The sequence below is a fragment of the Stenotrophomonas maltophilia group sp. SKK55 genome (assembly GCF_057179845.1).
This window is the reverse complement of the sequence record NZ_JBXUHP010000005.1, coordinates 35645-57218: the sequence shown is the minus strand read 5'-3', so window position 1 is coordinate 57218 and position 21574 is coordinate 35645. Positions and strand designations below refer to the sequence as shown.

26 protein-coding genes are annotated in these 21574 nt (G+C 65.3%); 13 read left to right on the top strand and 13 right to left on the bottom strand.

Going from position 1 to position 21574, the window contains the following annotated elements:
- Nucleotides 1-416 precede the first annotated feature (416 nt).
- Complete coding sequence (locus AC2A1N_RS03250; protein WP_484371487.1) at nucleotides 417-2837, bottom strand: DUF3772 domain-containing protein; 2421 nt, start codon at nucleotides 2835-2837, stop codon at nucleotides 417-419.
- 89 nt (nucleotides 2838-2926) lie between these two features.
- Nucleotides 2927-3175, bottom strand: a complete 249-nt coding sequence (locus AC2A1N_RS03245) for a hypothetical protein (RefSeq protein WP_061480245.1) — start codon at nucleotides 3173-3175, stop codon at nucleotides 2927-2929.
- Between the two features lie 182 nt (nucleotides 3176-3357).
- Here AC2A1N_RS03245 and AC2A1N_RS03240 point away from each other — a divergent pair, with 182 nt between their 5' ends.
- The 3 genes from AC2A1N_RS03240 (at nucleotide 3358) to AC2A1N_RS03230 (ending at nucleotide 5682) form a co-directional block, all read left to right on the top strand.
- Complete coding sequence (locus AC2A1N_RS03240; protein WP_053497449.1) at nucleotides 3358-3852, top strand: lipocalin family protein; 495 nt, start codon at nucleotides 3358-3360, stop codon at nucleotides 3850-3852.
- A 12-nt stretch (nucleotides 3853-3864) separates the two neighbouring features.
- Nucleotides 3865-5073, top strand: a complete 1209-nt coding sequence (locus AC2A1N_RS03235; RefSeq protein WP_242892961.1) for an NAD(P)/FAD-dependent oxidoreductase — start codon at nucleotides 3865-3867, stop codon at nucleotides 5071-5073.
- A 126-nt stretch (nucleotides 5074-5199) separates the two neighbouring features.
- On the top strand, nucleotides 5200-5682 hold the full coding sequence (locus AC2A1N_RS03230) for a hypothetical protein (protein ID WP_242892964.1): 483 nt from the start codon (nucleotides 5200-5202) through the stop codon (nucleotides 5680-5682).
- Nucleotides 5683-5765: 83 nt separating this feature from the next.
- Here AC2A1N_RS03230 and AC2A1N_RS03225 read toward each other — a convergent pair whose 3' ends face one another.
- On the bottom strand, nucleotides 5766-6200 hold the full coding sequence (locus AC2A1N_RS03225; protein WP_072167930.1) for a PepSY domain-containing protein: 435 nt from the start codon (nucleotides 6198-6200) through the stop codon (nucleotides 5766-5768).
- A gap of 151 nt (nucleotides 6201-6351) precedes the next feature.
- On the opposite strand from AC2A1N_RS03225, the gene AC2A1N_RS03220 reads away from it, so the two are divergent.
- Genes AC2A1N_RS03220 through AC2A1N_RS03210 form a run of 3 tightly spaced genes read left to right on the top strand, consistent with a single transcriptional unit; the run spans nucleotide 6352 to nucleotide 8617 of the window.
- Nucleotides 6352-6642, top strand: coding sequence for a PepSY domain-containing protein (locus AC2A1N_RS03220; RefSeq protein WP_065198236.1), 291 nt, complete (start codon nucleotides 6352-6354; stop codon nucleotides 6640-6642).
- The gene (locus AC2A1N_RS03215; protein ID WP_154351547.1) at nucleotides 6642-7301 is read left to right on the top strand and encodes a response regulator transcription factor; all 660 of its coding nucleotides are present in this window, start codon (nucleotides 6642-6644) and stop codon (nucleotides 7299-7301) included. The genes AC2A1N_RS03220 and AC2A1N_RS03215 overlap by 1 nt, the downstream gene beginning before the upstream one ends.
- The gene (locus tag AC2A1N_RS03210) at nucleotides 7298-8617 is read left to right on the top strand and encodes a sensor histidine kinase (protein ID WP_242892966.1); all 1320 of its coding nucleotides are present in this window, start codon (nucleotides 7298-7300) and stop codon (nucleotides 8615-8617) included. Before AC2A1N_RS03215 ends, AC2A1N_RS03210 begins: the two co-directional genes overlap by 4 nt.
- Before the next feature lie 177 nt (nucleotides 8618-8794).
- Here the strand turns inward: AC2A1N_RS03210 and AC2A1N_RS03205 are convergent, their stop codons facing one another.
- Both AC2A1N_RS03205 and speA read right to left on the bottom strand, forming a co-directional pair.
- The gene (locus AC2A1N_RS03205) at nucleotides 8795-9115 is read right to left on the bottom strand and encodes a DUF6122 family protein (protein WP_049439080.1); all 321 of its coding nucleotides are present in this window, start codon (nucleotides 9113-9115) and stop codon (nucleotides 8795-8797) included.
- A 44-nt stretch (nucleotides 9116-9159) separates the two neighbouring features.
- Nucleotides 9160-11049, bottom strand: a complete 1890-nt coding sequence (gene speA / locus AC2A1N_RS03200) for an arginine decarboxylase (protein ID WP_061480252.1) — start codon at nucleotides 11047-11049, stop codon at nucleotides 9160-9162.
- A 191-nt stretch (nucleotides 11050-11240) separates the two neighbouring features.
- Here speA and speE point away from each other — a divergent pair, with 191 nt between their 5' ends.
- Entirely contained in the window at nucleotides 11241-12095 is an 855-nt protein-coding gene (speE, locus tag AC2A1N_RS03195) for a polyamine aminopropyltransferase (RefSeq protein WP_072167936.1), read from the top strand.
- Nucleotides 12096-12219: 124 nt separating this feature from the next.
- On the opposite strand, the gene AC2A1N_RS03190 is transcribed toward speE, so the two are convergent.
- The gene (locus AC2A1N_RS03190; RefSeq protein ID WP_032954620.1) at nucleotides 12220-13125 is read right to left on the bottom strand and encodes an aspartyl/asparaginyl beta-hydroxylase domain-containing protein; all 906 of its coding nucleotides are present in this window, start codon (nucleotides 13123-13125) and stop codon (nucleotides 12220-12222) included.
- Between the two features lie 436 nt (nucleotides 13126-13561).
- Between AC2A1N_RS03190 and AC2A1N_RS03185 the strand changes: the two genes are divergently transcribed.
- Complete coding sequence (locus AC2A1N_RS03185; RefSeq protein ID WP_242892968.1) at nucleotides 13562-14221, top strand: RIO1 family regulatory kinase/ATPase domain-containing protein; 660 nt, start codon at nucleotides 13562-13564, stop codon at nucleotides 14219-14221.
- A 125-nt stretch (nucleotides 14222-14346) separates the two neighbouring features.
- Here the strand turns inward: AC2A1N_RS03185 and AC2A1N_RS03180 are convergent, their stop codons facing one another.
- A complete protein-coding gene (locus tag AC2A1N_RS03180; protein ID WP_005411374.1) occupies nucleotides 14347-14685 on the bottom strand; it encodes a P-II family nitrogen regulator in 339 nt (112 codons plus the stop codon).
- Nucleotides 14686-14838: 153 nt separating this feature from the next.
- Between AC2A1N_RS03180 and ubiK the strand changes: the two genes are divergently transcribed.
- Both ubiK and arr read left to right on the top strand, forming a co-directional pair.
- Nucleotides 14839-15090: a ubiquinone biosynthesis accessory factor UbiK gene (gene ubiK, locus AC2A1N_RS03175; protein WP_005411375.1), complete on the top strand. Its 252-nt coding sequence runs from the start codon at nucleotides 14839-14841 to the stop codon at nucleotides 15088-15090.
- Between the two features lie 125 nt (nucleotides 15091-15215).
- Nucleotides 15216-15650: an NAD(+)--rifampin ADP-ribosyltransferase gene (arr, locus tag AC2A1N_RS03170; RefSeq protein WP_242892975.1), complete on the top strand. Its 435-nt coding sequence runs from the start codon at nucleotides 15216-15218 to the stop codon at nucleotides 15648-15650.
- Here arr and AC2A1N_RS03165 read toward each other — a convergent pair.
- The 3 genes from AC2A1N_RS03165 to AC2A1N_RS03155 all read right to left on the bottom strand — a co-directional run bounded on the left by AC2A1N_RS03165 (nucleotide 15643) and on the right by AC2A1N_RS03155 (nucleotide 17139).
- Nucleotides 15643-16089, bottom strand: coding sequence for a DUF4279 domain-containing protein (locus AC2A1N_RS03165; RefSeq protein ID WP_242892978.1), 447 nt, complete (start codon nucleotides 16087-16089; stop codon nucleotides 15643-15645). The genes arr and AC2A1N_RS03165 overlap by 8 nt on opposite strands.
- A 127-nt stretch (nucleotides 16090-16216) precedes the next feature.
- Nucleotides 16217-16636 carry a hypothetical protein gene (locus AC2A1N_RS03160; protein WP_242892992.1) on the bottom strand — a complete coding sequence of 140 codons (420 nt, stop codon included), beginning with the start codon at nucleotides 16634-16636 and terminating at the stop codon, nucleotides 16217-16219.
- A 119-nt stretch (nucleotides 16637-16755) separates the two neighbouring features.
- Nucleotides 16756-17139: a hypothetical protein gene (locus AC2A1N_RS03155; protein WP_242892994.1), complete on the bottom strand. Its 384-nt coding sequence runs from the start codon at nucleotides 17137-17139 to the stop codon at nucleotides 16756-16758.
- A 129-nt stretch (nucleotides 17140-17268) separates the two neighbouring features.
- On the opposite strand from AC2A1N_RS03155, the gene AC2A1N_RS03150 reads away from it, so the two are divergent.
- Nucleotides 17269-17643 carry a hypothetical protein gene (locus tag AC2A1N_RS03150; protein ID WP_242892998.1) on the top strand — a complete coding sequence of 125 codons (375 nt, stop codon included), beginning with the start codon at nucleotides 17269-17271 and terminating at the stop codon, nucleotides 17641-17643.
- 246 nt (nucleotides 17644-17889) lie between these two features.
- Here AC2A1N_RS03150 and AC2A1N_RS03145 read toward each other — a convergent pair whose 3' ends face one another.
- Together AC2A1N_RS03145 and AC2A1N_RS03140 are read right to left on the bottom strand one after the other, a co-directional pair.
- Nucleotides 17890-18255, bottom strand: coding sequence for a hypothetical protein (locus tag AC2A1N_RS03145; RefSeq protein WP_061479716.1), 366 nt, complete (start codon nucleotides 18253-18255; stop codon nucleotides 17890-17892).
- Nucleotides 18256-18309: 54 nt separating this feature from the next.
- Nucleotides 18310-18912: a DUF998 domain-containing protein gene (locus tag AC2A1N_RS03140; RefSeq protein ID WP_242893001.1), complete on the bottom strand. Its 603-nt coding sequence runs from the start codon at nucleotides 18910-18912 to the stop codon at nucleotides 18310-18312.
- A gap of 631 nt (nucleotides 18913-19543) precedes the next feature.
- Here AC2A1N_RS03140 and AC2A1N_RS03135 point away from each other — a divergent pair.
- Nucleotides 19544-19900 carry a hypothetical protein gene (locus AC2A1N_RS03135; RefSeq protein ID WP_180870388.1) on the top strand — a complete coding sequence of 119 codons (357 nt, stop codon included), beginning with the start codon at nucleotides 19544-19546 and terminating at the stop codon, nucleotides 19898-19900.
- A gap of 45 nt (nucleotides 19901-19945) precedes the next feature.
- Nucleotides 19946-20434 (top strand): cold-shock protein, encoded by a 489-nt coding sequence (locus tag AC2A1N_RS03130; protein WP_242893004.1) that lies wholly within the window; start codon nucleotides 19946-19948, stop codon nucleotides 20432-20434.
- Nucleotides 20435-20494: 60 nt separating this feature from the next.
- Here AC2A1N_RS03130 and AC2A1N_RS03125 read toward each other — a convergent pair whose 3' ends face one another.
- Complete coding sequence (locus AC2A1N_RS03125; protein ID WP_242893007.1) at nucleotides 20495-21400, bottom strand: Abi family protein; 906 nt, start codon at nucleotides 21398-21400, stop codon at nucleotides 20495-20497.
- Nucleotides 21401-21574: the final 174 nt, after the last annotated feature.

Here is a 21574-nt window from a genome sequence, read left to right as displayed (position 1 = left end):
CCGGTTGCGGGGGACGCTGCAAGTACGTCCATGTAAGCTCGGTCGCCGCATCCATGCGGCTCACGCCCCCGCAACCGGACCCACACCGCCTTCGACAGTTTGCTGCGGTCTGTTGGACATGCCGATGGGATCAGATCCGTTTTCCGGAGAAAAACGGATCTGATCCCAGATTGATTTCGATATCTGACAGAAATGTCGACCAAGGTCGACACCTACCGACAGCCTCAGGAATCTGTCAGAGGTGGGGCGGTGTCGGAGTGCGGGGTGTCAGCCGCATGGATGCGGCTGCCAAGCCTCCATGGACGGATTTACGGCGTCCCCGCACTCCGGCACCGCCCCGCCATCCCACGGAATGCACGCTGTTGCTGTTGCTTCTGCTCGTAGCGGGTGCAGGGCGCAGCCCTGCAGAACACCCCCTACTCCTGCGGATCGCGGATGATGTGGATGTCGGTCGGGGTCGACAGCGGAATGTTCCGCTCGGCCAGGATCTGCAGCAGGCTGAAGTACAGGTCGCTGCGGGTGGCGTACACCTGCCGCGGGCTGGCCACGTAAGCGAAGCTGTTGATGGTGATCTGGCCACCGGCAATGCTGTCGATGTAGACCGTCGGTGCCGGCTGTTTCAGCACATTCGTGTGCGCGGTGTACGCATCCAGCAGCGCCTGCCGCAGATTGCCGACATCCGTGCTGGGCGGCACCGCGAACTGGATCTGGATGCGGCCCTGGTTGTTGCCCATCGTCATGTTGCGCACGGTCTTGGTGACCAGCTCGGAGTTGGGCACGATCAACGTCGACTTGTCGCCCACCTGGATCTCGGTCGAACGCAGGCTGATGCGGCGGATGTCGCCCTCCTGGTCACCCAGCTTCACCCAGTCACCGATCTTCACCGGCCGCTCGGCCAGCAGGATCAGGCCGGAGACGAAGTTCTGGGTGATCACCTGCAGGCCGAAACCGATACCCACCGACAGCGCGCTGACCAGCAGGGCCAGCTTGCTCAGCTGCAGGCCCATCGCCGACAGCGCCCAGATCACCGCGATGATGATGCCCACATAGCGGGCAACGGTACTCACCGAATTGCGCGCGCCCAGGTCCAGCTCGGTCTTGGGCAGGTAGGTGTCGGTCAGCCAGCGCTGTACCAGCTGGGTAACGGCCAGGCCAGCCAGCAGCACCAGCACCGCCAGCACGATGCGCACCGGCTCCAGCTTGGTTCCGCCAATGTCGAATCCAGAGGTGAACAGCGAGGAGAAGCGCTCCACCACCGCGCCGATGTTGCCGAACGGTGCCACCAGCGCCAGCAGCGCGATCAGTACGACGATGGTGCGCAACGCCGCCGACAGCAGCACGCCCGCCTGTTCCAGCCGCGATACGCTCAGGCCGGTGCTGAGCAGGATGGTCTGGCCGACCTTGCTGTCGGCGTTGAGCATCCAGGTGCTCAGGTCATCGACGAACTTGAACAGCAGGGTCGCCGCCAGCACCACGATGCTGCCGCCGATCAGCTGCTGGTTCACGAACTTGGCGAAATTCAGGTAGCCCAGCAACGTGGCGACGATGGCCGCCACCACCGCGATGTTGCCCGCTACCCGGGCCAGTACCAGCCAGCTGCTGCGGCGCACGGGCATGGTTGCCCCCACGCCATCGGCCTGTGCTTCCAGCTTGGCCTCGGCCTCGGCGGTCTGCCGCCGATGCAGGCGCGCCAGGGTCACCAGCATGGCCATGATCAGGCCGAGGTAGGTCAGGGCAATCAAGCCGTCCAACGCCACCGTGGTGACATCGCTGGTGCGCGTAGCCTGGTCGAGGGCCACCAGCACCGTGCTCAGCCAGGCCAGTGCCGCAGCGCCCCAGGCGTATTTGCGAAGCTTCAGCGCGGCGGTGTCGTCCAGGTTCAACAGCCGCCATGATGGGCGCTTGGGCACCAGCAGGCAGGCGCTGAGCGCGGCAATGAAGGCCGCACGGAAGGTGGCGGTCTCCAGGCCGTCGGCCACGACCTGCAGGCGCGGCGCGATGGCATCGATCGCATCCAGCGCCGCCATCAGCACCACTACCGCATAACCGGGCAGCAGCGTGCCCACCAGCAGCAGCCACATCGCCAGGCCAGACCGGCGCAGTCGTCCGTCAGGCGCGCGCTCGGACGCGGCGAACTTCCGCCCCAGCCTGCGCAGCCACAACCGCAGCGGGAACATCATCACCAGCGCGGCCAGCAGGCCCAGCAGCGGCGTGCCCCAGCCATGGCTGCGGATGCCGGCGACCAGCGCATCACGCCCCTGCTCGGCCAACGGCGCAACGCGCGCGATATCGATCGGCAGGCGCTCGGCCACCTTGCTCCACAACGCAGGCGACAGCGGCGAGGCGACCTTCTGGCCCAGTTCTTCCGTACGTTGTGCGGTGCGCTGCTGCTCGATGTCCGCCGCCAGCTGCTGTGCACGCACGGCACTGGCCTTGGCCTGTGCCACCGACGCGGCCACGCCATCGCGCTGCCTGGTTATGGCCCGTCGCTGCGCCGCCAGCTCTGGCGGCTCTGTGGTGCCCTCGGCAGGCGTCCCCAGCTGCGCCAGTTGCTCGTTGATGCGATCCAGCTGGGGCTGCAGTGCCTTTTCCAGTGCCTCGGCGTCACGCCGTGCCTGCGAGGCATTCTCGGACAGCATCGCCAGCGTCTCGGTGGCTTCCGCATCGCCACGCTTGCGCTCGACATCCTTCAACCGCGAATCGATGTCCGCCAGGTGCTGCTTGGGCGTGGGGTCCTCCTCCTGTGCCAGCACCGGCGCGGACAGCAGGAAGGTAGTGCACAGCAGCAGGACCCACCAGGGCCCCCGTGCACGGATCGATCGCAGGAAAGAAGACACGCAGCCACACCGGTTCGCGCGGACCACCGCGCCTGCGCGCGACTATACGGCACAGGCGGTAAACGGCGGATGGGGGACGTGCAGCAGTATCAGTACTTCAGGCGCAGCTCTTCCACAGTCGGCTGCTGCAGCGCGTACCAGTCCTGGAACTCTTCCTCGGTGATCTCATCGGGCGCATACACCGCCACCGGGTGCCACTCGTGGTCGGTCGACAGTGGCTGGCGCGGGCCGGCTCGCAGGCTGTAGGCCACGCCCTCGTAGTCGACCAGGTCGTCGACCTGCGGCCACTGTTCGCGTGCGAACGCGGATTCACTCTTCAACAGGATCACCTGGTACATCGGCACCTCCACCTTGGTTGGATCAGGAAAACACGGCGCTGGCGGCAGGATACCGCCATGCCGGTGACAACAGGCACGTCGCAGCGGCGACGGATCGTTCTGGACGCGGCCGTCGCCCCGGCTTCACCCGCCCATGGCGAGCCCATCGGCATCGTGGAGGCCCGCCCTTGCCACGATGACCGATGACCGAGCACCCGCCGCTGAAGACCGTCGCCGACCTCAAGCTGCCGCGCTACCTGGGCACCTGGTACGAGATCGCGCGCCTGCCGATGCGCCACGAGCCGGAAGGCTGCACCGATGTGTCGGCGCACTACACCCTGCTCGACAACGGCAACGTCGGCGTCACCAACCGCTGCCGCATGGACGGCGAGATCGAAGAGGCCACCGGCGAGGCCTGCGCCGTCGACAACGACAGCGCGCGGCTGGAGGTCAGTTTCCTGCCCAAGGGCCTGCGCTGGCTGCCGTTCGCCAAGGGCGACTACTGGGTGATCCAGGTCGCCCCGGACTACAGCGTCTCGCTGGTCGGCAGCCCGGATCGCAAGTACCTGTGGCTGCTGGCGCGCGAGCCACGCCTGGACGCGACCGTGCAGGACCATTATCTGGCCGCGGCCCGCCTGCAGGGCTTCGATCTGTCCGAACTGATCCAGACCCCGCATACCGGCCAGCCCACCGCCTGAGCACGACCACGCATGGACCTGAAAAGTGGCTACCCCTGGTGGGCAGTGCGCAACGGACTGCTGCAGGCCTTTCCCCTGCTGGAGCAGGATCTGCGCTGCGACGTGCTGGTGGTCGGTGGCGGCATCACCGGTGCGCTGATCGCCGACGAACTGTCCACCCACGGCCACGAGGTGGCGGTGATCGAGCAGCGCGACATCGGCTGGGGCAGCACGGCGGCCAGCACCGCGCTGCTGCAGTACGAGATCGATACCCATCTGCTGGAACTGGCCGAGCGCTATGGCAGGGATGCCGCCGCCCAGGCCTACCTTGCCTGTGCCGACGCGATCCCGGCACTGGCTGAAGTGGCACGCGGTCTGAAGGAGGTGGATTTCCGGCAGATGGACAGCCTGTACCTGGCCAGCCGGCGGCGCGACGTGCCGCGCCTGATGGCCGAAGGAGCTGCACGCCGTGATATTGGACTGGACGCGCGTTGGCTGGACCGCGAAGCCCTGCGCGAACGCTTCGACGTGGATGCCGGCGGCGCCCTGCTGACCCGCCAGGCGGCGCGGGTCGATCCCTACTGCCTCACCTACGGCCTGCTCAAACGCGTGCGCCGCCGCGGCGGCCATGTGCACGACCGCACCGTGCTGCACACGCTGAAGCCTGGCGCGCAGGGCGTAACCGCGATGACCGAGGCCGGCGCCACGGTCCGCGCCCGCCACGTGGTCCTGGCGATGGGCTACGCCAACCAGCGCTGGCTTGAACAGCGGGTCGCGCGCAACCGCAGCAGCTACGCCTTCATCACCGACCCGATCGATGCGGACACGCTGGGCCGGCTGCAGCGCACGATGGTGTGGGAGAGCGCACGCCCGTACCTGTACCTGCGCGCCACCGGCGACCGCCGCCTGCTGGTGGGTGGGCTGGACGACGCCATCGATATCCCGGCGCGGCGCGACCGGCGCGTGCAGCGCAAGGCCGAAAAGCTGATGGATCAGCTCCTGCACTGGTTCCCGCGGCTGGACCCGGTGCCCGCCTTTTCCTGGGCCGGCACCTTCGCCGAAACCGCCGACGGCCTGCCCTTCTTCGGCCCGCACCCGCAGTGGGGCCCGCGGGTGCATTTCGCCATGGCCTACGGTGGCAACGGCATCACCTATTCAATGATCGGCGCCCAGCTGCTGCGGGCCCGGATCGAGCGGCGCAAGCATGCACTGGAAGGGCTGTTCGGGTTCGGGCGGTTGTAGCGTGCAGCCAGGCATGGCCCGGCTCTACCGCAAGCGTGCGCCGACAGGCATCATTCAAGCAACCCCTGCTAGCGTCGGCCTGTACCGCCGCGTGTTGCGCGGCCACCTGTCCGCTGGAGCGCCGTCATGATCCGCCCCCTGACCCTGCTGCTGTGCCTGGCCCTGCCGGGAACCGTGCTGGCCCAGTCCGCCGCTGGCGCTACCGCGCCGCAGGCTGCCGGCCTGGACCTGACGCTGCCGCAGGCGCCGCTGCGCTACCTCAACGACCCGGCCCTGCAGCAGGACCCGCCCGGCACCTATTACGGTGACAAGAGCGGCCCGCGCGTGCACGACGACGCCAGGATCGCCGACGTCACCGACGACAAGGTCAAGGTGTCGGGCAGCTTCACCACTGGCATCGGCTATTCCAAGAACGGCGGCAACAGCCACTACAACGCGGCCACGCTGAATTTGAGCAAGAACTACACCACCGATGAGGGCAAGACCCACGGGGTCAACCTCAACATCCATGTGAGCGAGGGCAAGGGCCCGGGCTTCTTCGGCCCGTATGGCGGCTATTACGGCCGCGGCCCGGGCTATTGGGACTACCCGCCGCCGTACGGCTGGTAGGGCAGCCTCTGTAGAGCCGAGCCCATGCTCGGCTACGGTTGGCCGCAAAGCCGAGCATGGGCTCGGCTCTACAGAGGCCAACGTCAATCCAGCCAGCCATCGCGCTCGCTGTGCAGGATGCGGCCGTCGTAACCGCTCAGGCGCACCTCCACCTTCTGGTTGCGGGCATTGCGGGCTTCCAGCGACCAGGTCGCCCCATCGCGTTCCAGCGAATGGATCTCGCGCAGGCCATGCGACTGCGCCCGTGCCAGCACCTGCTCGGTGGTCAGCAGCGCGCGGCCGCTGTGCTCATCGAAGATCTCGCCGGTCTTCGGGTCCACGTAGACTTCGCTGAAGCGGCCATCGGCGCGGCTCACGTCGGCTTCCCACAGGCCGTCATCGCGTTCGATCTCGTGGATCTGGGTGTAGCCGGCCTTGCGCAGGGTCTGTTCGACCTGGGCCATGCCCAGCGGTGCGGCCTGTGCGGCCGGTGCAATGGCCAGCAGGGCAACGGTGGCGAGGGTGAGCGACTTCAACATGGGGGTTCTCCTGTTCGTGTTCGTGGCCGGACCATCCCGGCAACGCCACGATGCATGCCTCGGTTAACAGCGCCTTAGCCGTGGCTGTTAGCCGGCTGTTAGTCATCCCCGGCACACTCGCGCCTGACCCCCTCCTTCTTTCTGCACCCGCATGCTCTCCACCCTGCCCCTGCTGCTGGCCCTGGCCAACGCCCCGATCGCCGCCGCGCCCGTCCAGGACCCGGCGCAGCAGGTCGCGCGTCGCGCCGTGCAGCAGGGCCGCTACGTGCCGCTGGAAAGCGTGGTCCGCGACGCACTCAAGCGCTACCCGGGCCAGCTGCTGGAAGTGGAGCTGGACGACGGCGTCTACGAAGTGGAGATCCTGCGCGGCGACGGCGTAGTAGTGGAGCTGGACTATGATGCGCGCAGCGGAAAGCTGCTGAAGACGGAGCTCGACGACTGATGCGCATCCTGTTGGCCGAAGACGATGCCGCACTGGCACAGCGCCTGGTGCCTCTGCTGGAACAGGCCGGCTATGTGGTGGCGGTGGTCGCCGACGGCCGCGAGGCCGAGGAGATCGGCCAGGTCGAAGACCTGCAGGCCGCCATCGTCGACCTCGGCCTGCCCGGGCTGGATGGCCTGAGCGTGATCGAGCGCTGGCGCGGCAATGGCCGCAGCTTTCCGGTGCTGGTGCTGACCGCACGCGGGCGCTGGCACGACAAGCTGGCCGGCTTCGATGCCGGCGCCGACGACTACCTGACCAAACCGTTCCAGGCCGACGAACTGGTGCTGCGGCTGCGCGCACTGATCCGTCGCAGCCATGGCCATGCCAGCCCGCGCCTGCACTGCGGTCCGCTGCAGCTGGACGTCAACGCCGGCCGCTTCGAGCTGGATGGGCAGGCGCTGCCGCTCAGTCCGCAGGAGTTCCGCCTGCTCAGCTACTTCATCCATCACAGCGGACAGGTGATCGGCCGCGACCGGCTGGGCGAGCAGGTGTTCGACGGTGGCCACGACCCGGACTCCAATGCACTGGACGTGCTGCTCGGACGCGTGCGACGCAAGCTCGGCATCGACCTGATCCAGACCGTGCGCGGCCAGGGCTGGCGGCTGGCCGCGCCGTGAGCCGGCAACCATCGCTGCGACGGCGCCTGCTGCTGGCCGGCGGCGTCGGCCTGCTGCTGGTCTCGCTGCTGGCCAGCGCGCTGCTGGGCGAGCTGTTCAAGCGCAGCGCGCGCGACCGCCTCGACCACGAACTGCAGCAGGACATGCTGACCCTGCTGGCACAGGCCGAAGTGGATGCGGACGGACAGCTGCGCCTGCGCCAGGAACCCAATGACGCACGCTTCCAGCGCGTGTTCTCCGGTGCCTACTGGCAGATCGCCGGTGCCGATGGCCGCGTGCTGCTGCAGTCGCGCTCGCTGTGGGACGAAACCCTGCCGGCGCCGGTTGCCGGGCCGGCCACCCGCAACCTGCCCGGGCCGCTGCAGCAATCCCTGCGCGCACGCGTGCAGCAGGTGCGCCTGCCGCGCGCCAGCGAACCGTTCGTGGCCGTGGTTGCCACTGATCGCAGTGCGCTGGATGCGGATGTCGCCGCGTTCCGCAAGCGCACCGCCATCGCGCTGGGCGTGCTGGTCGCCGCCTGGCTGGCGGTGCTGGCCAGCCAGGTGCACTTCGGCCTGCGCCCGCTGCATCGCCTCGGTGCGCAGCTGGAACAGGTACGGCGCGGCGACGCGCAACGCATCGACACGCAGGGACTGGGGGCAGAGGTTGCGCCGCTTGGCGAAGAACTCAACGCGCTGCTGGACCACCAGCAACGCATGGTCGCGCGCGCGCGCACCAGTGCACAGGATCTGGCGCATGCGCTGAAAACCCCGCTGAGCGTACTGGCCACCGAAGCCGACGGCGATGGCACGCACTGGCGGGCCACCGTGCGCGAGCAGAGTGCGCGTATGCAGGCCAGTGTCGACCGTTACCTGGCTGCAGGACTGGCCGCCGACCATCGCCAGCGCACCGGCGTGGCGGCCGTCGCTCAGGCGATGTGCCGGCTGATGGCACGCGTGCATGGCGAACGTGGCATCACGTTCACGGCGGCCGGTATCGATCCGGCGCTGCAGTTCCCCGGTGCCAGTGCGGACTTGGAAGAGATGCTGGGCAACCTGCTGGACAATGCCGGGCGCTGGGCACAGCGGCAGGTCCAGGTCAGCGCGGAAGCCGACGACGGCCAGTTGCGCATTGAGGTCCGCGACGACGGCCCCGGCCTGGCCGCGGACGCCCTGCAACGGGTCACCCAGCGTGGCGTGCGGCTGGATGAGCGCGTGGGCAGCAGTGGATTGGGGCTGGCGATCGTCGGAGATATCGCCGCCAGTTATGGCGGACGCGTGGCGCTGGAGAATGTACAGCCGGGCCTGCGCGCGACGTTGTGGCTGCCGGTGGGGTGAAACGACCAACCTGACGGTGGGTAGTGCCGGCCGCTGGCCGGCAACCACGTGGTCACCGGGAACGCCCTGCGGAAGCCGCCCTGCGGAAGCCGGCCAGCGGCCGGCTCTACCAAGCGCCAATCCGACCGGCCAGCGTGCACCCGGTAGGTGTCAACCTTGGTCGACACGCATCAAGCATCAACGGTGATGCATCCACCAGCAATCAATTGCGTCCAGCGCGATGTGGATGATCAGACCGATGCCGAACAACCGCGTTTTCTTCGGAACGCACAGGCCTGCATACACGGCAATTGCCGGTGCGGTGTGCAGCGGATGGAAACCGATGCTGCAGCGGTTCGGTGCGTAGATCGGATCGGCCAACAGGTGGTCCAGGTCGATGATCCAGCCCAGCAGCATCAACAACCACGCCGAGGCGAAGCGCTTGCGCCAGAACAGCCATGCCAGCAACGCTGGCACGGCGGCATGCAGGAACAGGTGGAAGATCGCGCGCGCGCTCATCGGGGCCGGTAGCGCCGGGCCTATGCCCGGCATTCCCGTTTACCTCAGACCAACGGCTCGTCGGAGAGGTAGGTATAACCGGTCAGGCCGGCTTCCAGCGCGTCCGACAGTTCCTGCGCGCGTTCCGGCGACAGCTGCGCTGCAGCCACGCGCTGCGCATAGGTCGCCCGCAGTTCGTCCAGGCGGTAACCCACGTAATCCAGCATCACGTCAGTGGTATCGCCGCGGCGCTGCTGGGTGATGGCGTAGCCATCGGCATCGGCCAGCACTTCCACCGCGTCGGTATCGCCGAACAGGTTGTGGATGTCGCCCAGGATTTCCTGGTAGGCGCCGACCATGAAGAAGCCGATGCGGTAGCTCTCGCCCGGCTTCATCTTGTGCAGCGGCAGCGAGCTGTCCAGGCTCTCGTTCTCGACATAGGTTTCCACCATGCCGTCCGAGTCGCAGGTCATGTCGGCGATGATGCCGCGGCGGTCCGGGGTCTCGTCCAGGCGCTCGATCGGCACGATCGGGAACACCTGGTCGATCGCCCACACGTCCGGGATCGATTCGAACACGCTGAAGTTGACGAAGTACTTGTCGACCAGGCGCTCGTTCAGTTCGTCCAGCACCGGGCGGTGGCTCTTCTCGTCATAGCTCAGGCGCGCACGCACGCCGTGGGCGATGGCGTAGAACAGGTCGTCGATGCGCGCGCGCTGCGGCAGGTCGATCTGGCCCAGCGCGTAGCTGGCCAGGCCTTCGGCATGGAAATGCTGCGCTTCCTGGAACAGTTCCACCGCCGGGCGCACGTCCAGCTCGTCGTGGATCTCGCGCAGGTGGCGGATCGCCGCTGGCTCGTCGTCGTGCTGGTCCGGCACGCGGCCTTCCTGCGCCTCTTCCACTTCCGACACATTGGCGATCAGCACCGCGTGGTGCGCGGTCATCGCACGGCCGCACTCGGTGACGATGCGCGGTGGGGTCAGGCCGAACTCTTCGCAGGCATTGGCCAGCGGCTGCACGATGTTGCTGGCGTAGGAATGCAGGCCGTAGTTGATCGAGCAGAAGCTGCGCGAACGGGTGCCTTCATAGTCCACGCCCAGGCCACCGCCCACGTCGACGTGGGTGATCTTCGCGCCCAGGCGCGACAGCTCCACGAAGTAGCGGGTGGCTTCGCGCATGCCGTTGGCGATGTCGCGCACGTTGGAGATCTGCGAGCCCATGTGGAAGTGCAGCAGGTTCAGGCAGTCGGCGTACTCGGTGTCACGCAGCGACTTCCACAGGTCCAGCAGCTGGCGCGGCGACAGGCCGAACTTGGCCTTGTCGCCACCGCTGTTCTGCCACTTGCCGGCGCCCAGCGAAGCCAGTCGCATGCGCACGCCCAGGCCCGGCTTCACGTCCAGCGCCTTGGACTCTTCCAGCACCAGCTTCAGCTCGGACGGCTTCTCGATGACGATGAAGGTCTGCAGGCCCAGCTTGCGGCCGATCAGGGCCAGGCGGATGTACTCGCGGTCCTTGTAGCCGTTGCAGACGATCAGCCCGCCCGGGCGCGACAGCGCCAGCACGGCCATCAGCTCGGGCTTGCTGCCCGCTTCCAGGCCGAAGCCCTCGCCGTGGTGGCTGGCCAGGGTGCCGGCCACGCCGCGGGTCTGGTTGACCTTGATCGGGTACACGGCCGTGTAGCCGCCGCTGTACTCCCAGTCCTGCTGGGCCTGGGCGAAGGCCGCCTGCAGCTTGCCCAGGCGCTGGCCGAGGATGTCCGGGAAGCGCACCAGCAGCGGCAGCTTGGCGCCCGCCGCGCGCGCCGCATCGACCACCTTGGGCAGCGACACCACCGGGCCGTCCGCCCCGGTCGGTCTCACCACCATGTGCCCGGCCTGATCCACGTCGAAGTAACCGTCCGCCCAATGCGGGATCGAGTAGGTCTTGCGGGCTTGGTCGAGGGACCAATCGGTCATTTCAGTCGGCCTTGTTGGCAATAAAAGGGGGGGCATGATAACGCCTATGTGCCCACAGGTTCGTTATCATGCGCGCCCGCGCCCGTGACAGGTTCCAACCTGAACGGGCCGATCCGTCCGGATGTGGCATCTGTGCCACGCGGCCCCGCCCGCCAGCCCGGCTCCACCCCTCCGAACAGGACTGTTTTCCCATGACTGACAGCAACAACTGGTACATCGAACACTTCGAGCGCACCGGCTCGGCCATCGGCTACCGCATCACCGGCAAGCTGGACGAGGTGCAGTCGCCGTTCCAGAAGATCGAGATCTTCCAGACCACCGACTGGGGCAACCTGATGACCATCGACGGGGCCATCATGCTGACCAGCAAGGACAACTTCTTCTACCACGAGATGATCAGCCACCCGGTGCTGTTCACCCACGCCGCGCCCAAGCGCGTGGTGATCATCGGTGGCGGCGACTGCGGCACCCTGCGCGAAGTGCTCAAGCACACCGGCGTGGAGAGCGTGACCCAGTGCGATATCGACGAGCAGGTCACCGTGATGGCGCGCAAGCACTTCCCGGAACTGTGCGACTCCAACGATGACGCCCGCGCCGAGCTGCTGTTCGATGACGGCGTGGCCTACATGGCCAATTGCCCGGCCGGCAGCGTGGACGTGGTGATCGTCGATTCGACCGACCCGGTCGGCCCGGGTGAGGGCCTGTTCAACAAGGCCTTCTACGAGAGCTGCTTCAAGGCCCTGAAGGACGACGGCATCCTGGTGCAGCAGTCCGAGTCGCCGCTGATGCAGCTGGCGCTGATCAACGAGATGCGCACCGAGATGGGCAAGGCCGGCTTCGGTTCGTTCAAGACCCTGCCGTTCCCGCAGCCGTGCTACCCCACCGGCTGGTGGAGCGTGACCATGGCGCGCAAGGGCGACAGCAGCTTCGACTTCCGCCAGGCCGACTCGGCCGCCAAGACCTTCAACACCCTGTACTACACCGCCGCGCTGCACACCGGCGTACTGGTGACCCCGCCGTTCGTGCAGGCGGCATTGAAGGGTTGATCCAAACAAAAACCCGCGCTGGCGACAGCGCGGGTTTTCTGCTTTCTGTAGAGCCGAGCCCACGCTCGGCTGCTCTTCGGACAGGTTGCGGTAGACCAAGCCGAGCATGGGCTCGGCTCTACAGTCACAGCGCCCAGATACCCGCGATCACCGCCACCACCAGGCCCCACTTGATCAGCTGGTAGGCCACCACGCTGCGCTCGCGCAGTGCCTTGGCCTTCAGGCGCACCTTGTAGACGCTGCCGAATGCCTTGTTGACGCCACCGGTCGGGTCACCCGGCAGGTTCGGCGAGGCGCCACCGGCCAGCAGCGTGGCCGCCACCGCGCGGTTGAACAGCCCCGGCAGGCCGAAGCGCAGCGGGCGGGCGATGTCGCAGAACAGGATCACGCGATCCTGCTGGGTCTCGTTGTGTGCATGGTGGATGTAGGTCTCGTCGAACATCATCCACTCGCCGTCGCGCCAGCTCTTCTTGATGCCGTCCACTTCGATGTAGCAGGCATCGTCGTTGGGTGTGCTCAGGCCCAGATGCAGGCGCAGCGAGCCGGCGAACGGGTCGCGGTGCGGGCGCAGCTCACTACCCGGCGGCAGCTGCGCGAACATCGCCGCACGCACATCCGGGATCGACTCGATCAGCGCCGTGGTCTTCGGGCACAGCGTCTTCGCCGACGGGTGCGACGGGCCGTACCACTTCAGGTAGAAGCGCTTCCAGCCTCGGCGGAAGAACGAATTGAAGCCGGCATCGTTGAACGTGCTGGAGGCGGCGATCTTCTGCGCGTCGCGCAGCGCCAGCGCCTCGTCGCGGATCATCTGCCAGTTCTGGCGCAGCGGCTCCAGCTGCGGGAACTCCTTGCCCGGGTCCAGGAACGGCGTGGTCGGCACCTTCGAGAACATGTACATGACCACGTTGATCGGGGCCATGAAACTGGAGTGGTCCAGCAGCTGGCGCGACCAGCGCGCGCGGACCTTGCCACGGAAGTGGATGTACAGCACGCAGGCCACGAACAGCGCTGCAATGACGATTTTGATGATCAAAGCACTTTCCTCCAGCCGCGGCCGGAACGGGAAACGGGGCGATGCACGGCCAGGCGGCCAGCACCGGTGGGGAACGCGGCAGGGGACGGGGACGTGCCGGAGGGGGGCGGCCGCCAATGTCGCGGGTTAACAGCTTATGGTCGGCAGGCCGTGCGCCGGGGTCAAGTTGCCCGTGCGCCGCGTTCAGCCGGTTGTGAACGAGGCGTAGGGCGGAGCGCGCAAGCTGTTGATGCTGAAGGCCAACTGGAATAAGTGAGACATAATTGTCCGATTCTGCGTGACGAACTGTTCCAGCCACGGCCCCGACATTTCTCCGACAAATCGTGGAATAGCGAACTGGCGAGTACTAAAATTAACGAAAACTTAGTAACTCCCTGTAACACCGGTTCGCTTGACGCTTTGCGCCACCCACCGGGTCGTCCGAGACCCCGACATGCATCTTCCTGCCCTGCCCCCTTCCTCCTGCGGCAATGACGCCGCCTCCCCGCTGCTGCTCAAGCGCGGCGAACGTTTCCTGGCCCCCGACGTCTACCGCACCTGCCTGGACGGGCGCGAGGCGGTCATCAAGGACTATTCCCGCTACCGCGGCACCCCCGTTTCACTGATCGCGCGGCTGATGGTGCGCCGTGAGGCCCGCATGCTGCAGCGCCTGGGCGGCTGGAAGCATGCCCCCGCGCTGCTTGGCACCTTGGGTGGCCTGGCACTGGGCATGGAGTTCATTCCCGGCCAGACCCTGAGCACCGCGCAGGCCGTGGGCAATGAAGTGTTCGAGCAGCTGCAGCACGCGCTCAGCCGCCTGCATGCCGCCGGCATCACCCACAACGACCTGCATGGCACCAACGTGGTGGTCAGCGGCGGCGTGCCGGTGCTGCTGGACTTCACCTCCGCCTGGCGCGCCCCGCGCTGGCTGCGCCGCAATCCACTGAGCCGGCAGATGCGCCGCAGCGACATGAAGAACCTGCTGAAGATCCGCCAGCGCGTGACCGGCCAGGCCCCGAGTGCCGCGCAGGCCGCGCTGGTGGCCGACCCGGGCTGGGTGGCCGCGGTGCGCCAGGGCTGGAAGCGGTTCTACAAGTGGGCGAAGCGCCGGTAGGGGTCGAGCTTGCTCGACCGCTTTACCGCTCTTTGTAGAGCCGAGCCCATGCTCGGCTGCATTTCGCGCGATGCAGGAACAGCAGCCGAGCATGGGCTCGGCTCTACAACATCCCGCCAAACGGGTTACAACGCGTCCGCGTCCAGCTCACCGGTACGAATACGCACCACGCTGCCCAGGTCGTACACGAACACCTTGCCGTCCCCAATCTTGCCGGTGCCAGCGGCCTTCACGATGGCCTCAACCACCGCCTCCACCTGGTCATCGGTTACCGCCACTTCCAGCTTCACCTTCGGCAGGAAATCGACCACATACTCCGCGCCACGGTACAGCTCGGTATGGCCCTTCTGGCGACCAAAGCCCTTCACTTCCGTCACCGTGATCCCGGTAACCCCTCGCTCGGCCAGCGCTTCGCGCACGTCGTCGAGCTTGAACGGCTTGATCACCGCCATGACCATCTTCATCGTCTATCTCCTGTCTTCCGGCGTGGAGGATAGCGCCTGAACGCGGCCCGTGCGAAGCCGCTGCCGCCTGTCCGGGCAGTGGGTGCCAGCAGTATCCTTGTGCCCGAACGGCCTGCCCGCGCCGGATGCACGCCCCCCCCCACGGAGCACCCCATGATCGACCTGAATCAAATCGATGACCTCGCCCGTCGCCTCAGCGACCTGGTGCCGCCGGGCCTGCGCGAATCGCGCGAGGAACTGCAGGCCACCTTCAAGAGCGCGCTGCAGGCCGGCTTGGCCAAGCTCGACCTGGTCACCCGCGAGGAGTTCGAAGTGCAGCGCGCCGTGCTGCTGAAGACCCGCGAAAAGCTGGATGCGCTGGAAACCGCCGTGCGCGAGCTGGAAGGGCGCGGCGCCGCAGAATGAAAAAAGGAGGCGCACTGCGCCTCCCACTACAGAGTATTTCCCGGATGGGGCCTTGCAGCAAGGCCCACCGGGCGCCCTAGACTCGCCGGCCTGTCGATCCGGCAGGACACGCAGGGGCAGTGCCGATGGCGCAGGACACCGAATGGACACCCGTTTCGCATGACACCTGCGACCAGGTCGCCGGGCCGTTCTATCACGGCACCCGCGCTGATCTGGCGGTGGGCGAGCTGCTGAGTGCCGGTTTCCGCTCCAACTACCGCGACAGCGTGGTGATGAACCACATCTACTTCACCACCATTGCCAAGGGCGCCGGGCTGGCTGCGGAGATGGCCCGGGGTGAGGGGCGACCGCGCGTGTATGTGGTGGAGCCGACCGGGCCGTTTGAGGACGACCCGAATGTGACCAACAAGAAGTTTCCCGGGAACCCGACGCGGTCGTATCGGAGTGCGCAGCCGTTGCGGGTGGTGGGGGAGATTGTGGAGTGGGAGCCGTATGACGCGGAATTCGTTCGGCAGTTGAAGGCGTTTGTTGCTTCGGGGAGTGGGGAGATCATCAATTGAGGGCCTGCTTGCGTTGAGCGTTGCGCACCTCTTCATCGGCTTCATAGATGTCCAGCCCGAGCTCGATGCCGCGCTCTCCCAGAGCGAGCAGCACGCGGGGCGAAAGCGAGACACCGTCATTGCTGCTGCCCATGAAAAGACCGCAGAACAGGTCAGGCCGGAACCGTGCCAATGACTGCCATACGGCGAGATCGCCGGTGAGCTGATCGAGGATCTCGAAGATCTGCGCTTCCAGATCTTCAGGCTCACGACGCTCCGCATCAAGTTGCCAGCTGCCGGTCCTGGCGATACGCACGGCGTCGGGTTGGTTGCCTGTGAGCTGCTGGCCCTTGTGATGCGCGGCGGTTGGATTCGCGCCCAGCAAGGCAGTGATCTCGGCTGGATTGAGGTCATCCCCGAAGAGCCGGAGGGTTAACAGGGAGTGATGGAATATGGTCATTAGATTCCAGTTGCGCGCGTTCTGTTGATGTTGGCTATCGGCCAGGAGCGAAGATCCGCAGCCCGGGATCAACGTGCGATGGACACGCAAGTGGCACAAGCTCGACTGCAGCTGTCGATGAAATCACTCAGACGTCGTAGAAGTAGCTACGACGGGAGCGGGACCATTCCTCGATTTCCTGCTGCGAGTGAGCTGGCAAGCACTCGTCAATGTAATCCGCAGCATCGTCGAGAGATCTTTCCAGAAGGTACTCAATCGTCTGCTCCACACCGGCACCCACCATGTTCTCGACGTCGAAGCCAGAACCGGTATCCATGTTCAGATTCTTGGCAATCCACATGGACTCGACATCGGCCAGATCTCCCACATGGAACAGCAGATAGGCACACCAATAGAGGTTCTCGAAGTACGCCTGATCCTCGTCGCGCTGACGGTAGTCGATCTCCTCGCGAAAGATCGCTCGCAAGAGCAGTTGATGCTGTTTCGCCGTCTCCGGGGTGATGCTGCGCAGTGCACGTTCCCGCGCGGGCGGGGAACCGATATCCATGTTTGTCATGAGATCCAGCCAAGGCGTGGATGGGGAGGACCTGCCGTAGTGCGGTGGCCGGCCAACAATTCCTTTCGTCGCCCGAGCTTAGGGAGCACCATTTCCACAAGCAAGGGCATTCACGCCTGGCCGGAACGCAGCAACGATCCAATGAAAAACGCCGACGCCAGCGCCGCCCAGGACAGTACCGCGATGGTGATCAGCAGCACCTTCCGATGCATCACCTGCGCCTGCTGCCGATAGGGCGCCTTGCGGCCGTACGGCCTGACCAGCCCCGACAGTTCACTCGGGATGCTCAGCGCCCCCAACAGCAGCAGGGCGAGCATGCAGAACCCGAACACCGTTCCGACATGACCCACCCGGGCCACGTCGGCGGGGGCGTGGGATTGGCTGACAAGAGCTTCGAAGAACACCCCGACCCAGTCGGCCAAGAGCGCGGCCATGATTGCGACGAACCCCAGATGGCTGAAAAGATGCACCCAGAAGCGGGCCGGTAGTTTCATCGCGTGTGGTCCTTTATCCTGGCACCGGTCACCTTGGTCATTGTCTCCATTCTCCGTGTCGCGCAGCCGCCTGCCGCGAAACAGCCCCTATCGTGCGCCCTTGCCAATCTTGCACCAGACAGTGCAACCATGGACGATCCTCCTGCCACTGATGAGCATCTGAAAGCTTCATCCAAATGGGAATTGAGCATGCGTCTGTTCAAACTATCCTGGTTGCTCGCAACGCTCGGCTTCATTGCCCCAGCCTGCCACGGAAGTGAACCAGGCCAAGCCAGGCATGAGCGCTGCCTGCAGCTGATCGAGCAGCATGTTGAGGACTCGAGGGGATGGGACAGGACGTTGTACCGCATCGAGGAGGAAGGCTCCGGAAATTCGGATCGAGGGTTCGCTGTGCAGTACCTGGATGATCTGAAAGTGCTCCTGCCCCGCGACGGGTTGAAATCTTTCCACGTTGATGTCGACCCGACGTGCAACGAAATCGTTCGTGAAACCTACTACCAGTAGAACGTCTCGGACGTTGTCGGTACCAACACCTCCTCTTCGCATTGCGCACAACAGCGGGCAGTCAGTGTTGCGCCGCTGCTCAGCAGTGATCGGGCCCAGCAGGAAGCTGCGCCCGCAAGGCTGGCTCCAACACTATCCATTGCAGAGTTTCGGTTGCCACTCAATTCGAGTCCCGGTAGCGATTGAAGCGATCCGTCGTCCAATCACAAAAGCGGCTCGGCTGTGAAAGAAGTATCGAGCCGGCCCCTACTTGAACATCTCCAACAGATCCTTGTCTGCATGCCGCTGCTCCCACGTGGAGAGAAAACAGAAGCTCACACCACTTCGCATGGCAGTCTTCTGGAACCCGGCCAGTTCTTCCTTCGTGACCGGGTACTCAACCGGATCAAAGTGCAGAATCCCCCACGGCTTGACGAGAGAGAACCCAGGCATGAGTTCCGAGAAGATCGCCTTGAGCAGGGGCCGGATATTCGAAAAGTCCTTGATCGGACCCGCGCGATTGCCAAGGGCGTGACACTGGCGGCGGATGGTCCTGTCTCCACCGACCAGGCGCGCAATAAAATGGTCCTGGTGCACTTGGACGTAGATCAGCTGGCGGCGAAAAATTCTCATCTTGCTCTCAACTCCGCACGCTCAATCATCGCCCAAGTGCAGCATACCCTTCCATCAATGCGCCGGCTTCGCCTTCAGCGCGCTTGAATCCCTGCGCAGCAGGTACAGCCCAACCAGGAACGGCCACAGCGAGTTGATCGACGAGAACAGGCGCTGGGTCAGCCCCCGGCAGCCCTCCGGGTCCGCTCCCACCAAGTTCAACCAGAGATAGACGATGCTCGCGATGCTCACCAACGCGGTCACGGCGTACGCCCTTCGGTTGGCAGACCATGCGCTCAATTCGATGTGCGACATTGCCGGTGCAATGATGTTTGCGATACCGATGGTGTAAAAGCCGTGCATCGGATGGCCCATGGGCCAGAGCCCGTTGGTCAGCATGGAGACGCCAAAGACCATCCAGCAGATTGCACCTACTGCAATCCGGCGACCGGACTCCCTCCATACCCCGATGGAGAACGCCACGAAGCCTACGCCAGAGCCGATGGTGGCGATCCTGGCGCAGATGCTTGCGAGCGTCGGCGCCTGCAGCAGCTCGCTGGCGTGCTGTGCGAGCGGGTTGTAGCCCGGCGCGAACACGGCGGCAACGCTGGTCCAGAACAGGAACCACGGGAGCGGGAGCAGACCCGCAGACAGAAGAAGTCGATTGCGGCGTAACACGACAGTGATCCTTGTAGCGGCCTGCGCCAGTGGGTGGAGTCCGTTCAAACGCCGCAGAACCTTCCTGCTGCGGGCAGAACAGTTCCGAGTGACTACAGCGGTAGTCAGATTCTGCGTGGCGCCCCGTGGGGTCAATAGGCAGAAAGTCACTCACGCATGGAGGCGAAATACGCGGCATCCATCAGCGACCGTCGGACCAATGTTGTCGCATTTGCCGCTCCCTGCGTCTCTGGCGGAAGGTTCTGACGACTCCGTCCCAGAAGTGCTGCTGCGCCAAGCACGCCAAGGCTCTCGCCGCTTTCCTCGCTATGCGACAATGCCAAAAACGTCTCGGGTTTTGGCGGCATTGACCCCTACCCCTTGGCATTCCCAACTACGTCAGGCAACTCTGGTATCGCCACCGAAAACGGGTGGCCGGGCCTCGAAAACCCGAGCTATTAGGATGTTGTTTGCACTTGCCAGCCGGCATCGCCTTGCGCGGTGTCGGCTGGCATTCCGTCTGCCGGCTATGGCGGGCGGGGCGTGGGGGCCTTGTGCCCGCCGGTTTCTTCCTAATAGCCCGGTTTTCGAGCCACGCTCTGCCCGCCACCTTTATCGGTGGCGGCGTCCGCCTGCTTGCACGGAGCCCGCCATGACCACACCGCACTCCCCGCCCCCGCGCCCGATCCAGGAAGCACCCTCGGCCGCGCCAGCCCTGGATCCCAACAGCCTCATCGCCATCCTGCACGCCATCGGCGCGGGCGCTGCGGCCGACGGCCAGCCCTGGCCCGAGCGGCACCACCTGCGCAGCCGGCAGATGGCGTTGTCCGACGCCGACTGCGCACTCACCGGCCAGCGCGTCGTGCAGGAGATCCTGCTCGCGGCCGAGCGCACGCGCCAGAACGGTGAGCCCGAACAGTACGTCGGCGACCGGGTGATGGAGGGGCTGGTGATGGCCGATCTGGCACTCACCGCCTTCATCCACGAGCGGATGCGACCCAAGGACTGAGCGCGCTTATGGCGCGGACCTTTCTGCCTGTGTGCGGGGTGACGAATGAAGATGCAAGGCCTTGCCGCTGCGGCGGTGTGCATCGCGGTGATCGGCGCGATGTGGGTGGAGTGGCCTGAGCTCGCGGGCGATCAGGTGTGGGCCTACCAGAAGCTGCAGCCGGCCGATTACCGCCTGCTGCACAGTGATGCGCTCGGCTTCGTGACCGCGAAGGCCCACGAGGGTTTTGAACTGCATACACGCCATGCCAGAGCAGCGTCCTTCGAGATCCGATGCAAGGGCGTGCTGGTGATGGAGGTGGAGAATGCGCCCTCGCGCGTGCTGATCCGCATGCCCGCCGATGCACGGTGGCGGGCGCCGGACATCGAGCGTCTGCGCACCAGCTTCGAGCGCTGGCTGGATCTGCATCAGAGCCAGGGGCGGTTGCTGGTGGAAAGTGCGGGGCCTTCGTGGGTTGAGGCGTGGTTTGGGCGCTTCAATGGGCTGGTGCTGGATGAGCAGCGGTGTCTGTTTGGGATGCTGGGCCGCCATTGACCGTCCCCCTGACCGCCCCATTCGCAACAAATGTCTGGAGGAAGCGGCGTCTCCTGGGACTTACCCGCGCCAAAGGCGATGGTCCTGCCATCCAGTCGCAGCCCCGATGCTTCTCGTTCGGACTTCGGTCGTCAGGCCAGCCGAGAGGTGGGTATCGACACGTTCACGCCAATCCCTGAAATCAGCGGTCGTCGCTTCCAGAAGTTTGCGAAGCAGGAGCAACAGAAAGAAGCAGCGATTCGGTGCATACGGCGCCTCACGCTCAGACCATCCCGCCGACCGAGGGCGAACCGCCGAAACACCAAGCTCCTTGTTCCATAACCTACTGTGGTGTGCAACGACGTTTCGCGCCACGCTGGTGACATGCAGCCAGTTCGCGAAGACGGGGGCTGCCAGGCCCATCTCACCCGCAACAGCTTTCTGCTCACGGGTACGAAGCGCTTTGTAGAGGCGGGAGAGCGACCCCAGCGACATGACTTCCGTTGCCATCCAAACCGGTACTTTGGGAAACGCCGGTGAGGTGTACTTGTCCCGGTAGTGCCGAATGAACGTCTCCCTGGAGCGTACCACTTCACTTTCGACGCCATCCAGCCAATCTGCATGCTCCTGTCCAGCGAAGGTCAGATTACACGCTTCCAGATGGCCGAAGGCGCCGCTCGCATGCGCAAAGTGGTACGTGAGCACGGTCCGCGTTGCGACCTCGATATGGCCGACGGCCTCCATCACCAGGTCTCTAAGCGCTCTATCGAACTCATAGAGGCTTATCGCTTCTTCGAATGTCGCTTGATCGCGGAAATTGTCGCTACCGGGCATACGCTGTGTGTAGAGATAGCCCATAAGACGATAGTAGCCGACACGCTGCAGGTATCGATTGGCATTGGCGGTATCACCAATGGCAAGCCCGCGCTGCTGGAGCAGATCCAACTGTTCCTGAATCGACAGGGGCGGTTTGCGGTAGTGGGTCATCCCGACTCCAATCAGCAGGCAAAAAAAACCCGCCAATTTGAGCATGTCGCGAACTAGCGCGTCAGAGGCTTGGCGGGTGTGTTGGGTGAATTTTAGCGCCCCTTTTGCTTACCTTCAAGTAAATGTGTGTAGTTCTGGTGAAATGTAAATGCCTGTACGAAAAGCACTTCATGG

Coding starts and splice junctions, on each gene's coding strand:
- AC2A1N_RS03155 (WP_242892994.1), bottom strand. CDS start 17,139: ATGAAACTACCGGCCCGCTTCTGGGTGCATCTTTTCAGCCATCTGGGG.
- AC2A1N_RS03220 (WP_065198236.1), top strand. CDS start 6,352: ATGCTCTCCACCCTGCCCCTGCTGCTGGCCCTGGCCAACGCCCCGATC.
- speA (WP_061480252.1), bottom strand. CDS start 11,049: ATGACCGATTGGTCCCTCGACCAAGCCCGCAAGACCTACTCGATCCCG.
- arr (WP_242892975.1), top strand. CDS start 15,216: ATGGCGCAGGACACCGAATGGACACCCGTTTCGCATGACACCTGCGAC.
- AC2A1N_RS03225 (WP_072167930.1), bottom strand. CDS start 6,200: ATGTTGAAGTCGCTCACCCTCGCCACCGTTGCCCTGCTGGCCATTGCA.
- AC2A1N_RS03240 (WP_053497449.1), top strand. CDS start 3,358: ATGACCGAGCACCCGCCGCTGAAGACCGTCGCCGACCTCAAGCTGCCG.
- AC2A1N_RS03165 (WP_242892978.1), bottom strand. CDS start 16,089: ATGACCATATTCCATCACTCCCTGTTAACCCTCCGGCTCTTCGGGGAT.
- AC2A1N_RS03130 (WP_242893004.1), top strand. CDS start 19,946: ATGAAGATGCAAGGCCTTGCCGCTGCGGCGGTGTGCATCGCGGTGATC.
- speE (WP_072167936.1), top strand. CDS start 11,241: ATGACTGACAGCAACAACTGGTACATCGAACACTTCGAGCGCACCGGC.
- AC2A1N_RS03215 (WP_154351547.1), top strand. CDS start 6,642: ATGCGCATCCTGTTGGCCGAAGACGATGCCGCACTGGCACAGCGCCTG.
- AC2A1N_RS03230 (WP_242892964.1), top strand. CDS start 5,200: ATGATCCGCCCCCTGACCCTGCTGCTGTGCCTGGCCCTGCCGGGAACC.
- AC2A1N_RS03150 (WP_242892998.1), top strand. CDS start 17,269: ATGGACGATCCTCCTGCCACTGATGAGCATCTGAAAGCTTCATCCAAA.
- AC2A1N_RS03205 (WP_049439080.1), bottom strand. CDS start 9,115: ATGAGCGCGCGCGCGATCTTCCACCTGTTCCTGCATGCCGCCGTGCCA.
- AC2A1N_RS03180 (WP_005411374.1), bottom strand. CDS start 14,685: ATGAAGATGGTCATGGCGGTGATCAAGCCGTTCAAGCTCGACGACGTG.
- AC2A1N_RS03145 (WP_061479716.1), bottom strand. CDS start 18,255: ATGAGAATTTTTCGCCGCCAGCTGATCTACGTCCAAGTGCACCAGGAC.
- AC2A1N_RS03135 (WP_180870388.1), top strand. CDS start 19,544: ATGACCACACCGCACTCCCCGCCCCCGCGCCCGATCCAGGAAGCACCC.
- AC2A1N_RS03185 (WP_242892968.1), top strand. CDS start 13,562: ATGCATCTTCCTGCCCTGCCCCCTTCCTCCTGCGGCAATGACGCCGCC.
- AC2A1N_RS03160 (WP_242892992.1), bottom strand. CDS start 16,636: ATGGATATCGGTTCCCCGCCCGCGCGGGAACGTGCACTGCGCAGCATC.
- ubiK (WP_005411375.1), top strand. CDS start 14,839: ATGATCGACCTGAATCAAATCGATGACCTCGCCCGTCGCCTCAGCGAC.
- AC2A1N_RS03245 (WP_061480245.1), bottom strand. CDS start 3,175: ATGTACCAGGTGATCCTGTTGAAGAGTGAATCCGCGTTCGCACGCGAA.
- AC2A1N_RS03125 (WP_242893007.1), bottom strand. CDS start 21,400: ATGACCCACTACCGCAAACCGCCCCTGTCGATTCAGGAACAGTTGGAT.
- AC2A1N_RS03235 (WP_242892961.1), top strand. CDS start 3,865: ATGGACCTGAAAAGTGGCTACCCCTGGTGGGCAGTGCGCAACGGACTG.